The sequence below is a fragment of the Pseudoalteromonas lipolytica genome (genome assembly GCF_900116435.1).
Lineage (GTDB): Bacteria > Pseudomonadota > Gammaproteobacteria > Enterobacterales > Alteromonadaceae > Pseudoalteromonas > Pseudoalteromonas lipolytica.
Genome location: NZ_FPAZ01000003.1, coordinates 193,663 through 207,438, shown reverse-complemented (window position 1 = coordinate 207,438; position 13,776 = coordinate 193,663). Strand labels below are relative to the sequence as shown.

Sequence of the window (13,776 nt, the reverse complement as noted above, 5' to 3'; positions counted from 1 at the left end):
TTTAATCTAAGCTCACGAACGAGTCAAAGAGAATGAGAAGAAAGGTTGGCTTTTGCTGGTTTTTTGAGCTTTGGCTCACTTAAAAGTTCGATTCTAGGCCGGTTTTCAGAAAAGATCTCAATAATATATTGCTGCATATCCTCAAGACTCAGCGCATCAAGCTCAGCGATCAGTTGTTGTTGCATATTAAACTCAGTATCGCGGTTACCAATTGCCAGCCATAAACGTTGTGAGCGAAGTCGTAAGTTTTTGTCTTTTTCTGCAATATGTGTGACGAGTCCCGCTTTTGTTTGAAGCCATTGCTGCTCATCAACAGTGGGGATCTGTGCGACAAAATTACTAATAAATTGCTGGTGGCGTTTGAGTATCTCATCAGCGTTGTGTTTAGGCGATTGCACATAAAACGCAATGCCAGCGCGTGTGTTGAATGGGGCATAACCAGCACCCACTAAATAGCCAAGCTGCTGTTTTGTTCTTAGCTCGTTAAAGTAGTCTTGATTGATAAGGTGATTAAGCACCATCATTTTAACTTTTTCTGTGGTGTCATCGGTTAATGCTTGGTAATAAAGCACCATCGCGTGGTCGTTGCAATTGAGTGTGATACGTTGGTGTTCTACTTCGGTAACATCGTTTAGTGGCCGTGTTAAATCGATAATAGTGGTACTGCCAGCGAGGTGATCAACGATTTGCTTTTGAAATTTAAGTGCATCGCTGCGCTGCCAATTGCCATGTAAAAATGACTCAACATGCAAGGCTTTAAAAAACTCAGTTCTAAAGCAGTTGAATTGGTGGAAACTGGTATCTTTTAGCGCCTGAGCAAGTGCATTGGGCTCAGGGTTCCACGGCATAATTTGCGCCCCTAAAATACTGAATAGCTCACTGACGGGTTTGTTTTGATTACTGTTACGCCAATGCCTAACAAGCTGTTTTTTATACTCGGCAAAGCGCTTTGCGCAAATATCGACATTAAACAGTGCTTCGAGTAATTCGTTGACTAAAGTGAGCTGACTTGAAGATAAACCGGCTGTGTGCAGTGTAAGCCCTCCCTGATGCGAGGTTAAATGATAGCTCAGCCCAGCCAGTTCGGCTGGATAAAACTGCTCTGCCACACTGTCCATAAAAAGGTCTGCAAACAGGCGCGTTAGCGCCATGTGTTTTACGTCTTTAATTGCGTAGTGAGAATCCATCGCTAAATAAAAATGCCCTTTAGCAACGCGGAAAGTCGCGTCTTGCTTAAACCAAAAATCAAACCCTTCTTGTTTCACAAGTAGTTCAGGCGCTTTTTTGGGAGTGTCTAGCGGTAACAGTTCAACCTCTTTGGTTAAATAAGGGTTAGCGCAAGGCAGACACATTTCAGGTAAGGGCGTGTTTATTTCACTTAATGCTTCTAACCAGCATGGCGATATATCTTCGATTTTATAAGGTGTATTGTACCAAGCGGTAGTATGTTCTGGCTCAACATCGGGGTGAATGAGCACCAATCGCATATTATCTGGGGTTAACCATTGCATCGCAATTTCATGGGCGCAACGATTAAAGCCTTCCATTAAATAATCGCCTTGTACGTAATTTTCTTCATCGTAATGCTGCATGTTAATGCTTAAATTACTAACCCAGTCGATGAGGCGTGCTTTTTCTTGGTTATCAAAGGCAATTTGTAACAGGTTCTTTTTATCTTGATAAAGCCTGGGAAGTTTGGCGCAGTTTTGATTAATTAAACAGATATACTCGAATACCATTTCGACAATATCTTCATAGTATTCAATACCTTCATCTGTAAGAGCTACGCTGATATTAAAATCTTTAAAGTTACTGCCATTAATACCGCCACCAGCAGAAAGAGCATTGATCCAACCTTGTTCTTTTAAAATTGAATACATCGAGCCCTTGCCCTCATAGCCAAGCAAGTGAGCAATAAAACTAACCGTTTTATGGCGATAAAAATCGTCAATGTTGGGCATAGCAAAACTGATGATGAGCTTTTGCATATGTTTGTGCGGTTCAATGTGTAAAACTTTGCCTAAATCTTGTTTGCGATAAAGGGGAGGCTCGATGATCTCTTTACTCTTTGCTTGCCCTTTAATATCGCTAAAATACTGCTTAACCCAGTCAGTCATCGTGGCAATATCGGCGTTACTGCAAATAACTAAAGTCATCCATTGTGCTTGGTAATGACGGTCGAAAAATGCGCGCAGTTCTTCGCTAATACAGCCCTCACGGTCTGCTAATGTGTGTTGATTCCCCACCGAAAACTTAGCAAAAGGGTGTGCTGGGTTTACCGTTTCTTTATGCGCTTGATAAATACGGCGTCCGTCGTCTTTAATTTTTAATTTAAATTCAGCGTCAATTGCATTGCGCTCTTTGGTGGTTTCTTTTGGACTGAGTAAGGGGGCAATAAAAAAGCGACTAAATTGCGCGAGTGCATCTGAAAACTGTTGATTATTGATGTCAAAAAAGTAGCAAGAATGCTCGGTGCCAGTCCAGGCGTTCGTGCTGCCACCTGATTGTGAAACAAAGTTCGAAAAGGCACCAGACTCGGGATATAAATCAGTCCCTAAAAAAAGCATATGCTCTAAAAAATGAGCCAGACCTTGTCTATCAAGGGGATCGTCGAAGTGACCCGCATTAACAGCCATCGAAGCCGCTGATTTTGTTGACTCTAAGTCTTGCACTAAAAGCACTTTTAGACCATTGTCCAGTGTTAGGGGCTGGTATGTTCTGTTATCATTGCGGCTGATATTCAAAAGATTCTCCTGAAAGAATGCGTTAATGTCCTAACAACAGATGATAATCTCAGGAACGCTAAAGGCACAGCAACGAAAATCTACCTGAATATCATAAGCGGATGTTTAATCTATCTTGTGATGATATTCTAATATAGCTAACAATCAAGCAAACTGGCTACTGTTTTATATTCTTTAATTGGTTGATTTTTTATGAAAACAATCTTAATCATGCGCCATGGCGAAGCAACGCCTATGCAAGCAGATGATGCAGCAAGACAATTGACGCCAACGGGTCAACAAGAAGCCAGTAGGATGGGGAAGTGGTTAGCATGTCATTATAAACCAGACGCTTTGTTGGTAAGTCCGTACTTACGTGCCCAGCAAACGGCTGAAAATGCAACACACAATATTCCGTTACTCTACAAAGAAACGTGTCGCGACATTACTCCCGACGGTGTACCACAAGTGGCTACTGATTATTTAGAAACGTTAATCGCGATGCATCCACAGTGCAATACTTGGCTAGTTGTCGCTCACATGCCGATCGTGAGTTATTTAGTTGATCAATTGAGCCCTGGTAATATGCCTATTTTTAATACGGGTGCTGTAGCAGTCATTGAATATGATGAAACGAAACAGCGAAGCCACTACCTAAGTATTCACTCGCCAAATAACGTCGAAATATAGCAGTATGTCTGTTAAATTACTGTCACTGTTAACTATTTAATACATACTATGACAATTGAACGATTACAAACAGGTGCGCGAATGAGCCGCATCGTTAAGCATAACGGCACGGTGTACTTATGTGGGCAGGTGTGCGCTGATGCAGAAAAAGGCATTGCTGAACAAACGCAAACTATGCTCGATAAAGTTGAAACTCTGCTAATTGAAGCCGGTAGCAGCAAAGAGCATATGTTAAGCGCCACCCTCTATCTTAAAAGCATGGAATACTTTGCCGATATGAATGCAGTGTGGGATGCATGGGTACCTGAAGGCCATGCCCCCGCGCGTGCCTGTGTTGAAGCTAAAATGGCGCGTGACGCGCTACTTGTTGAGATTTCAGTTGTTGCAGCCGTTAAGTAACGAGCAACGAATTAACAAGATGATTGCTGATTTTAACCAGCAGTCATCTTGTCAAATTAGTACTTTGCCTGCTTGGCATTTTTGCGATAATGAGGTGGATGCCAATGAATGCGCTGACCTTGTTCTGCAAGGAGTCAAGCGAGCGACCACCTCATCACTGTATTGGTTTGAAGCTAATAACGAGGCGCTCCCTCGGGTTGGTGACTTGGCTATTTTTACGAACTGGCAAGGGCGGCCGCTTGGCATTATTGAAACCACCTCTGTTGTTATCACCCCTTATAATCAAATTACCGAAGCGTATGCCGCGTTAGAAGGCGAGGGCGATAAAAGTCTTCGTTATTGGCAACAAGTGCATTGGCCATACTACCAGCGAGAATTACACGGCACAGCTTATTCACGTCATCCTGAGATGCCCTTAGTGTGCGAGCAATTTCAGTTAGTTTTTAAGGAGTCATCATGAGTTCAAATCCCGTTGTGCTTATTACTGGTGGTGGGCGTGGTATTGGCGCAGCAACAGCTAAACTATTTGCCAAGCATGGCTATGATGTGTGCATTAACTATAAATCAGACCAACAAAGCGCCGAACAAGTTGCCAAAGAAATCGAAAAGCAAGGGGTTAAAGCGCACACCTTTCAGGCAGATGTGGCTGATGAGCAACAAGTAATGGCTATGTTTGCTGCACTTGATAGCACGGTGTCACGCTTAGATATACTGGTTAACAATGCTGCGATGATGAAGCCACAAATGTCACTTTTAGAAATGGACGCGGCGCGTATTAATGCTATTTTGAGCTGTAATGTGACAGGGGCATTTTTATGTGCGCGAGAAGCTATAAAGCGAATGCACAAAGGCAGTATTGTTAATGTGTCATCGGGGGCTTCACGGACAGGTTCAGCGAATGAGTATTTAGATTATGCTGCCTCAAAAGGCGCACTTGATACCTTTACCATAGGCCTTGCAAAAGAAATCGCCAGTATGGGAATTCGTGTTAATGCTGTAAGGCCCGGCTTAATTTATACCGACATGCACCGTGATGGTGGTGAAGCTAATCGCGTAGACCGCTTAAAAAGTAAATTACCACTCGGGCGAGGCGGTGAGGCTGATGAGGTCGCCAAAGCCATTTATTTTTTGGCCTCAGAGCATGCATCGTTTACCACAGGCAGTTTTGTGGATGTATCTGGTGGGCTGTAAGACTTAAAGTAAAATGCTTAACCAAACAGTAAAACTTATAACGCTCAGTGTGGTTGATATGACGACAGCACTTGCGAGCGTTGCTTGATGTTGTTTTATTTGGTTAGCTATTAAATACGCATTCACTCCTAATGGCGACGCACTGAGCAATACCAGTACAGTCATCAAAGAGTGTTCAAGGTTGAAAACCTGAGTTGCAAAAAAGTACACACTACATGGTAAGACTACGAGCTTAATGATGGTTGCGATAAGGGATGCTTGCCAGTTATCTGCCACCTTATAAAACGCTAAATTTGCGCCTAACACAAACAGTGCGCAGGCAATAGCTGGCTTGGCAAGTAAGCTCAAACCATTCACCAAATCGTGATAAAGCGTTACACCCAATAAGTTAATCGCAAGGCCGCTGCTTATACTTAGAACCACAGGATTCAGTAACATATTTTTCGCGAAGGCTCGCCATGAAAAGGTTTGCTGCGATTTTGCACTCAATAGAAAAGTCAGTGTAAACAGTAAAGCGCTGTGAAAGGTAATGATCATAAACACAATCCCAACCATTTGCTGCCCAAGTGCGGCGATAATAATTGGTAGCCCGACTAGTACGGTATTAGAGTAGCTACTACCCAGCGCAAACACGGCATGGCGAGATGCGGCTGATTGCTTATAAATTACATAGCGATCAAGCAAATACCCGAGTGCGTAGATTGCTAATACCGGAATATAAAAGCTTAAAAATCCAGCAATACTAACGCTACTATGTAAATCTGCTTGCGCCATATTGACAAATAAAAATGCCGGAACGCTAATATAAAAAGTAAATTTACTGAGGCCTGCGATGTGTTCTTTCGATAAAAATCGGCTACGACTACTAATGTAGCCACTTAGCACGATAAAAATCAGTGGAAAGATGATCGAAAAAATATGCACTTGTGGCCTTATTAAAGTGACGTTAACGTCGGAATTCGTCACTTTGCGGAAGGTTAATTAAAATAAGTACTGCGCCTTTACCGCCAAATTCAAGCGGGGCTTGGTGCATAGCAATAACATCGGGATGTTGCACTAAATACTGCGGTACTTTGTGTTTTAAAATACGCTCACCAATCCCATGCACGATACACGCGCAGTAGTAATGTTGTTTTTTACATTCGTGAATCAGTCCTGCAAGCTCATCTTTGGCAAGTTCTTTATTTAACCCATGTAAATCAAGGGTTAGCTCAGGTACGTAGTCACCACGACGCAGTTGTTTTGCCAAGTAGGAATCATGCCCTGGTTTGACATAGCTTACAGTGCCGTGCGTATCAATATCTGGCACATATTCGTCTGAAAAGAAAAATTCTGACTGATGTTGCTTTTTTTGCTGGGAAAATTGCTTCGCTTGTGACACTTTAGGCTTGTTAGTAAATCGGATAGTGTCTTGTTTAAATGCTTTGGCACCACTGATACTCTGACGAAATAAGTCTATATCGTCAGTGCTGATGTGATTGTTGTCGTGGGGATCTTTTTTCATGACGGCAGTCTAAACAAAAAAACGCTAAAAATCGAGTAAAAAGCAATTGAAAAGACGGTACAATACGCGTCAGAACAGACTTTGAAAGTTAAGGAACATACATGAACCATTTCCAAATAGAAGACGCAATTTTAGACGAGGCAATTGCTGAACTTTCAACGTTGCACGATTGGTTACGTTGGACAACCAGTCAATTCGCGAGCAGTGGTATTTTCTTTGGCCACGGCACAGATAACGCATGGGATGAAGCGGTCAGCTTATTGCTACCAGCACTAAGTTTACCTGTTGATGCACCTAAAGAGCTAATGCATGCGCGTTTAACGAGCACTGAAAAAAATCGTTTAGCAGCATTAATCGCTGAACGTATTAACGATTGCACGCCAGTGCCTTATTTAACAAATATTGCCTGGTTTGCCGGCATGCCATTTTATGTTGATGAGCGTGTATTGATTCCGCGTTCACCTTTTGCTGAGCTAATTAACAACCGGTTTGCTCCTTGGCTTGAAGAGCCTGAGTCGGTAACCCGCATTCTTGATTTATGCACAGGCTCTGCATGTATCGCCATTGCGCTTGCACAAGCTTTTGAAGACGCGCAAGTTGATGCAGTCGATATTTCGTATGAAGCCTTAGAAGTTGCTGATATTAATATTAGTGATTACATGCTTAATGAGCGTGTATTACCTATTCAGTCAGACGTATTTAGCGGTGTGCCAGGACAAAAATATGACCTGATCGTTGCTAACCCGCCTTATGTTGATGCTGAAGACATGGCCGACTTACCGCGCGAATTCCACCATGAGCCAGAGCTTGGTTTAGCATCGGGCCATGATGGACTTGACGTCACTCGTACCATTTTAGCTGAAGCAGCAGAGCATCTAACTGATAACGGTTTGTTATTTGTCGAAGTTGGTAACTCTATGGTACATATGGATGCACTGTACCCAGGCGCGCCGTTTGAATGGATTGAATTCGAACAAGGTGGCTTAGGCGTATTTGTGATAAGCAAACAACAGCTTGTTAATTATTTCGCCGATTAATAGCGAATTTAAAAGCCGAGCCTTAGGGCTCGGTCTCAGTAGCCAGGAATGAGGAAAGTTAATGGCAGGTAATAGCATAGGGCAGTTATTTAAGGTGTCCACCTTTGGTGAGAGCCACGGCGTTGCATTAGGCGGCGTTGTTGATGGCACACCAGCAGGCCTTGAAATTAGTGAGGCCGATTTACAAATTGACTTAGATCGTCGTAAACCAGGGCAAAGTCGTTATACAACACAGCGCCGTGAAAGTGACGAAGTCAAAATTCTTTCAGGTGTATTTGAAGGTAAAACCACAGGCACAAGTATTGGTTTACTGATTGAAAACACCGATCAACGTTCAAAAGACTACGGTAAAATCGCTGACGTATTTCGCCCAGGTCATGGTGATTACACCTACTGGCATAAATACGGTATCCGCGATTATCGTGGCGGTGGTCGCTCATCAGCTCGAGAAACCGCGATTCGTGTGGCGGCAGGAGCGATTGCTAAAAAATATTTAAAGCAATTTCATGGTATTGAAGTACGTGCATGTTTAAGTCAGCTTGGGCCTATTAAAGCCGAAAACTATAACTGGGATGAAGTAGAAAACAATGCGTTTTTCTTCCCCGATACCAGTAAATTAGACGCGCTTGATGAGTACATGCGTGAGCTTAAAAAGCAGGGTGATTCGGTAGGCGCTAAAGTGAAAGTAGTCGCTAAGAATGTGCCTGTTGGCTTAGGTGAGCCAGTATTTGATCGTCTTGATGCTGAGCTTGCGCACTCACTTATGAGCATCAACGCGGTAAAAGGTGTTGAGATTGGTGATGGCTTTGATGTCGTTGAGCAAAAAGGCTCAGAGCACCGTGATGAGCTGACCCCAGATGGTTTTACATCAAATCACGCGGGGGGAGTGCTTGCGGGTATCTCGACAGGACAAGATATTATTGCGTCTATCGCGCTAAAACCAACGTCAAGCATTACGATTCCGGGTAACAGTATAAATACCAGCAACGAAGCCGTTGAAATGATCACCAAAGGTCGTCACGACCCGTGTGTGGGTATTCGTGCAATCCCCATCGCCGAGGCGATGATGGCGATTACCTTAATGGACCATTTATTACGCCAGCGTGGCCAAAACCCCCATGTAAGCCACGAGCATGGGCCAATCAAAGGCTCAATCTAAAAGTATCTATTTAGAAAAAGTAATGAGCGCGATAGCTTTCAAGCCATCGCGCTTTTTTGTGTTTTAATTTAAAATTTTAACAGAGGCAACAAGCTGTTTTTTTGATCAGTCCATTCTGCAAGTTGAGAGTTCCCGTAGTGCTTTATAGGCGATAAGTCACTAATAGAAACATCATTTAAAAAAGTGTGATTACTGGTTAATACCACCCAGTCAGAGCCCAGAGATTTTAAGCCACGCCCTTGATAACTGTACTTTATTAACGTTTTATCAAAATGCTGGCTGTGTGCTTGTAATACGGGCAATAAATCGATGTGGTTATTGGAAATATGCACGATCAGTACGCCATTTTCATTGAGTCTTTGCCAATAGAGCGACATAGCTTCTCGAGTGAGTAAGTGCGCGGGAATAACATCACTTGAAAAAGCATCAATGATTAACACATCAAATGTTTCTTGATGATTTTTTTGAAGCGCAATTCGACCATCACCTATGGTTACTCTCACATTGGCTTTACTGCTATTTAAATAAGAAAAATAATTCTTTGCCATGTCATGCACTGCAGGATTGAGTTCAAAAAAATGGAGACGGTCACCTTGACCCACAAACTTTGCGAGTACACCAGCTCCTAAACCAATGACACCTATGTTTAATGCGCCCTGTTGTTTTAAAATCGTGAGAGATTTAGCAACACCCGTATGTTGATGATAATAACTTTGACCAAGGAATTGATTATTATCAAGTGGCTCTGCGCCATGGATGGTTGTGCCATCTATTAAGCGCCTTTCTTTTATTGTATTGGTATGAATATCTTTTACTGTGAGGTAACCGTAAAAATTGCGGCTCGTAGCAACATTATACTGATTAAAGTTTACGACTAAGAAACAATAGCATGAGAGCCATACAACAGCGGTTGCAACGAGGGTGTACTTAATGTGTTTATTACCTGTTTGGGTTTTAAATTGGCAATAGCAAATAAAGCTAAAAATAACAGCTAACCCCAGTAGATACTCATCAAGTTGCACGAAAAGTAAAGGAGCAATCATGGTACTGCTAAGTGAACCTAGCACACCTCCTAGGGCAATATAAAAGTAAAAAGTGGTTAATTGAGCGTTATCAGGGGCTGTACTTCTTAGTTCACCATGACACACCATGCAGGCGGTTAATAAGATAGTGCAATACATAATGAGTTGAGCTAGTGCGCTAAATTGGCTGCCAAAATAAAACATTAACAGTCCAGCAAACACTGCAAATACAAACGTATACGCCCACACATAACGCTGATAATTTACTTTATTGGCAAACGTATAACTAAAAGTGAGTAGGTAAATCACCAGTGGCAAGGACCAAAGTAATGGCATTGGTGGAATATTAGTACTGATCATATGTGTTGTTGACACTAACATCGCGGTACTTAAGGCACTCAAAATAATCCAGATCGATTTTCCTTGTGATAGCTTTGCACGATTCGCTAACTGAGGTTTTCGGGCTACTTTAAGGTCTTTTTTTAGCAAAAACGCCATTATTAATAGTAATAAGGCACAGTAGCAGAGTAGCCCAAAAAGCCAATATGACTTTTGCTGCTCTAGCGAAAACAGTAATTCAAATATAAATGGGTAACTCATTAACGCCATTAAAGAGCCTAGGTTTGAAATAGAATACCAATGGTACGGAACATGTCTTGCAAAGGCTTGGATATACCAACGCTGTAAAAGCACACTGGTTGCGCTAAGTAGCATAAAAATAGGGCCTATTTCTCGCAATAAATGCACAAATACAGCGAGAGTTGGAGGCCAATCAGTGAAGTGAAAAATTTCGTTTTGTAAGTAAATAACCAGTGTTGCAATGATAACCAATAACAGGTGAGTAACTACTTGTAATGTAATCGTGTACCGACTGATATAGTGTGCATAAAAATAACCAAGCAATAGCATTGTTTGATAAAACACTAAGCTGGCTGACCAGACAGAGGCACCTCCACCAAAGTGAGGTAAAAGTTGCTTTGAGAGCAGAGGCTGAATTTGAAAAAGTAAAAAAGCACTGATGAAAATAGTGGCGATTGATAAAAGTTTATACATTGTTTTTGTTACCTATTGAAAGATGAAAAAACAATCTATGAGTTTGAGTAAAGCCACAATGGAGTAATGCTTGAGTTTCTCTTAAGAAAACCTTAACCTTTGATTCGTCAATATTTATTGGAGCAGTAAGTGGCGAGTTATCGAATCGGTAAATTTGTGATTGATGAAAGCAGATGTTTAATTTCATCGCAAGAATATGAGCAAGTTGTCGAGCCCAAAGTCATGGATGTATTACATACCCTTTATATTCATCAGGGGAAGGTCGTAAGCCAAGAAATGATCTTCGCTGCGGTTTGGCCTAATTCAATATTTAATCCAAGCTCAGTACAGCGTTGTATTGCGTTATTACGAAAAGCCTTAAAAGAAGATGCCAAGAACCCTCAATTTATAATTACTCATCCAAAACGGGGTTATAGCTTGGAGCAGGTTGAATTGAGCCAATCAACTAAAGCAACTAAAGCAAAAACGCAATGGTTGCCGTTGCTACTCGTGGTACTCGTTTTTACAGGCGTTGTAGTTTGGCAAATGATTGCTGATAAGCAAGCGCATCCAAGTTTTAGTCAATTAATGCCACTGACGTCAAGCGAACTGAATGAATCTAATTTATCTTTATCGCATAATGGTAACCACTTAGCCTTTGTTCGAGGTGATAAAGGCAACCAACATATCTGGTTAAAGGAATTAGCCACAGGTCGAGAAGCTAGGCTCACGAAGTTTGCTGCAAGTTATTTTGCCTTAGGGTGGTCTTCACAAGACAATGCGTTGGCGTTTGTCGAAGCGAGTGAGCATAATCAGTCACTCCAAACTTTATCGCTTGATTTATCGTCATTTGTGGCACGTGAGAAAACGACTGTCAATCGCTTTACCGAGACGACACTGACGAGCCATCATATTTATTGGGGAGCTGGAGAAGTACTCTATTTTATCGAGAAAAATAAACAAAGTAATGACACCCAACTGGTTTCACTGGATATAAACAGTAAACAAAAAAAGCGCTTACTAGCGGCTTCTGAGCAAGATTGGTTACTTGTTCATGCGTTATCAAATGATGGTAGTAAAGTCGCGTTAGGTTTTGAAGCAGGACAAAATAAATACCGTATCGATGTGCTTGAGCTTGCTAGTAATACAGTGAAAACCATTGCAGTAATAGAAAACGGTATTCAAGGTTTGAGTTGGCATCCAAACAATCAAGCGTTATTAATAAGCCAACGTAACCAACTTATAAGTTTAGGTCTTGAAGGTGAGCTGCAGCTTATTCCGTTTAATAATTATCAAATAATTCGCGATGCCCAGTACACTTCATCTGCTGAGTCAATTTTAATGGAATTAGTGAATGTGGATGTTGATATTGTCAGTCAAACACGAACAGATCCAAATACACTTACAAAGCGGGTGGATACTTCCTCGGTTGACTTTCTGCCAGTGTTTTCACCGGATTCAACAAAATTTGTATTTGAGTCACATCGCTTTGGACTAAAACAATTATTTTTGTATGAAAATGAAAAACAGAAATTAGTCTTCGCAAATCCAGATAACGAAGAGCTGTTTGGTACTGTATGGCATAAAAATGGTCAGCAAGTATTCACTGCAAGCAAAGATACCTTATATAAAATTGATATTGTCAGTGGGACCTATGAAGCTATTCCACATCCTCATCACTCATTTTATTTACGCGAAATGTATCATAATGAAGAATCCATTTTAGTCTCTTACCGCGCAAAAGATGGGGTTACATTTCACCCAGCTAAGTTTGATTTAAATGATCTAACGCTGACGCCATTTTCTGGTTCTGGTAAACGCTTGAGTTGCTACGGTATGGACTTAGATGATAAAGACCAGATTTATTTTTCAAATAGTAATGAAGTTTTTCGCATAAATTCTGACGGTGATATTGAGTTAATATGGCAGTCTCAACAAGATGAAATTATTGGAATTGCAGTTGAAAAGCAGCAATTAGCTATCACCCTAGAACAGCCGCATAGTATCAAATATCAAACGATTGATTTAGTTTCATCTAATAGCAAAAGTTGGCAATTAACAGCCCCAAAACAGCATATGCTGATTAATGCGTCACACGATTTGAATGAGTTTTTATACTTAACCGACCCTAAACGTACGCGCAAATTAGTCAAACTACTTTAATATGTTCTATCAGAGACTTAAGTTGCTCAAGGCTGACGGGGTTATGAGCATGATTACCATGCAAAAGCACTATATCAATCACTGGTAAGAGGGGGAGTGTTTCATCGGTGATTTCTTCTACGCTCTTTTGCATACTAATGCGTGCCATGCTCCCTATTGCGAGATTTTGCTCAATTAAACCATGTAAAGCCCCCACAGAGCCGCAGCAGGCGATAATATTAAAGTGTCGCTCTGCTTTCAGTAGACCTTCGATGCTGGCTTGGTGAAATTTACAGTCGCGTTGAAATAAGGCCAGTGGTAAGGGGGTTGCAGGGTTTAATTTAAAAGACGGACTTTTCACCCACACTCCTTGGCTTGATTGTATTAGGTAACCTTCCTCTGAGTTCGGTGAACGGGTCGCAATCACTAAATCAAGTTGACCTTGGTCAAGCTTAGCCCTTAATTCACTGCTAGGTGCGCAGCTAATTTGTATATCCAGCGCAGTATTTAACATGCGCAGTGAATTCACGAGTCGCGGTAAAATTGAACGGGCGTAATCATCAGGGCAGCCAATACGAATTCGACGGTTTCCAGTGCCTGCTTGAAGTTGCTTAAAGGCCTCATCGTGAAGATTAATTAACTGCTTTGCATAACTTGCTAATTGATGACCTTGTTGGGTAAGCACTAACTGGCGTCCTTGCTTCTCAAATAAAGAACTCCCTATGTCTTGTTCTAGTTTTTTCATCTGCATACTTACCGCAGATTGGGTTCGGCAAATCTGTGCGGCTGCGCGGGTAAAACTGCCCGTGTCTACAAAAGCACAAAAAGTTCGTAAGGCATCAATATCCATGATGTATCAGTTTCTCTTATGGGTTGT

At 41.7% G+C, this 13,776-nt stretch carries 12 protein-coding genes; 7 read left to right on the top strand and 5 right to left on the bottom strand.

Annotation, left to right across the window (positions count from 1 at the left end):
- Positions 1-23: 23 nt before the first annotated feature.
- Positions 24-2,744 (bottom strand): insulinase family protein, encoded by a 2,721-nt coding sequence (locus tag BM378_RS03910; RefSeq protein ID WP_074988652.1) that lies wholly within the window; start codon positions 2,742-2,744, stop codon positions 24-26.
- 192 nt (positions 2,745-2,936) lie between these two features.
- On the opposite strand from BM378_RS03910, the gene sixA reads away from it, so the two are divergent.
- The 4 genes from sixA to BM378_RS03890 are packed head-to-tail and all read left to right on the top strand — an operon-like array spanning position 2,937 to position 5,003.
- Entirely contained in the window at positions 2,937-3,413 is a 477-nt protein-coding gene (gene sixA, locus BM378_RS03905; RefSeq protein ID WP_036969950.1) for a phosphohistidine phosphatase SixA, read from the top strand.
- Between the two features lie 48 nt (positions 3,414-3,461).
- Positions 3,462-3,812 carry a RidA family protein gene (locus BM378_RS03900; protein ID WP_065978777.1) on the top strand — a complete coding sequence of 117 codons (351 nt, stop codon included), beginning with the start codon at positions 3,462-3,464 and terminating at the stop codon, positions 3,810-3,812.
- Positions 3,813-3,831: 19 nt separating this feature from the next.
- Complete coding sequence (locus BM378_RS03895; RefSeq protein WP_074988651.1) at positions 3,832-4,272, top strand: ASCH domain-containing protein; 441 nt, start codon at positions 3,832-3,834, stop codon at positions 4,270-4,272.
- Complete coding sequence (locus tag BM378_RS03890; RefSeq protein ID WP_074988650.1) at positions 4,269-5,003, top strand: SDR family oxidoreductase; 735 nt, start codon at positions 4,269-4,271, stop codon at positions 5,001-5,003. Before BM378_RS03895 ends, BM378_RS03890 begins: the two co-directional genes overlap by 4 nt.
- Positions 5,004-5,006: 3 nt before the next feature.
- Here BM378_RS03890 and BM378_RS03885 read toward each other — a convergent pair whose 3' ends face one another.
- Both BM378_RS03885 and smrB read right to left on the bottom strand, forming a co-directional pair.
- The gene (locus BM378_RS03885; RefSeq protein WP_065978780.1) at positions 5,007-5,927 is read right to left on the bottom strand and encodes an AEC family transporter; all 921 of its coding nucleotides are present in this window, start codon (positions 5,925-5,927) and stop codon (positions 5,007-5,009) included.
- A 22-nt stretch (positions 5,928-5,949) separates the two neighbouring features.
- Complete coding sequence (gene smrB / locus BM378_RS03880; protein WP_036969939.1) at positions 5,950-6,507, bottom strand: endonuclease SmrB; 558 nt, start codon at positions 6,505-6,507, stop codon at positions 5,950-5,952.
- Between the two features lie 101 nt (positions 6,508-6,608).
- On the opposite strand from smrB, the gene prmB reads away from it, so the two are divergent.
- Both prmB and aroC read left to right on the top strand, forming a co-directional pair.
- A complete protein-coding gene (gene prmB / locus BM378_RS03875) occupies positions 6,609-7,544 on the top strand; it encodes a 50S ribosomal protein L3 N(5)-glutamine methyltransferase (RefSeq protein ID WP_065978781.1) in 936 nt (311 codons plus the stop codon).
- A gap of 61 nt (positions 7,545-7,605) precedes the next feature.
- Positions 7,606-8,703 (top strand): chorismate synthase, encoded by a 1,098-nt coding sequence (gene aroC / locus BM378_RS03870; protein ID WP_036969935.1) that lies wholly within the window; start codon positions 7,606-7,608, stop codon positions 8,701-8,703.
- Between the two features lie 68 nt (positions 8,704-8,771).
- On the opposite strand, the gene BM378_RS03865 is transcribed toward aroC, so the two are convergent.
- Positions 8,772-10,778 (bottom strand): fused MFS/spermidine synthase, encoded by a 2,007-nt coding sequence (locus BM378_RS03865; RefSeq protein WP_074988649.1) that lies wholly within the window; start codon positions 10,776-10,778, stop codon positions 8,772-8,774.
- Positions 10,779-10,907: 129 nt separating this feature from the next.
- On the opposite strand from BM378_RS03865, the gene BM378_RS03860 reads away from it, so the two are divergent.
- Positions 10,908-12,920 carry a winged helix-turn-helix domain-containing protein gene (locus tag BM378_RS03860; protein ID WP_074988648.1) on the top strand — a complete coding sequence of 671 codons (2,013 nt, stop codon included), beginning with the start codon at positions 10,908-10,910 and terminating at the stop codon, positions 12,918-12,920.
- Here BM378_RS03860 and BM378_RS03855 read toward each other — a convergent pair.
- The gene (locus BM378_RS03855; protein WP_074988647.1) at positions 12,907-13,749 is read right to left on the bottom strand and encodes a LysR family transcriptional regulator; all 843 of its coding nucleotides are present in this window, start codon (positions 13,747-13,749) and stop codon (positions 12,907-12,909) included. The genes BM378_RS03860 and BM378_RS03855 overlap by 14 nt on opposite strands.
- Between the last annotated feature and the right edge of the window lie 27 nt (positions 13,750-13,776).

What these genes read in the sequence shown, in the direction of transcription:
- sixA (WP_036969950.1), top strand. Translation starts at nt 2,937, where the DNA reads ATGAAAACAATCTTAATCATGCGCCATGGCGAAGCAACGCCTATGCAA.
- BM378_RS03900 (WP_065978777.1), top strand. Translation starts at nt 3,462, where the DNA reads ATGACAATTGAACGATTACAAACAGGTGCGCGAATGAGCCGCATCGTT.
- BM378_RS03895 (WP_074988651.1), top strand. Translation starts at nt 3,832, where the DNA reads ATGATTGCTGATTTTAACCAGCAGTCATCTTGTCAAATTAGTACTTTG.
- BM378_RS03890 (WP_074988650.1), top strand. Translation starts at nt 4,269, where the DNA reads ATGAGTTCAAATCCCGTTGTGCTTATTACTGGTGGTGGGCGTGGTATT.
- smrB (WP_036969939.1), bottom strand. Translation starts at nt 6,507, where the DNA reads ATGAAAAAAGATCCCCACGACAACAATCACATCAGCACTGACGATATA.
- prmB (WP_065978781.1), top strand. Translation starts at nt 6,609, where the DNA reads ATGAACCATTTCCAAATAGAAGACGCAATTTTAGACGAGGCAATTGCT.
- aroC (WP_036969935.1), top strand. Translation starts at nt 7,606, where the DNA reads ATGGCAGGTAATAGCATAGGGCAGTTATTTAAGGTGTCCACCTTTGGT.
- BM378_RS03865 (WP_074988649.1), bottom strand. Translation starts at nt 10,778, where the DNA reads ATGTATAAACTTTTATCAATCGCCACTATTTTCATCAGTGCTTTTTTA.
- BM378_RS03855 (WP_074988647.1), bottom strand. Translation starts at nt 13,749, where the DNA reads ATGGATATTGATGCCTTACGAACTTTTTGTGCTTTTGTAGACACGGGC.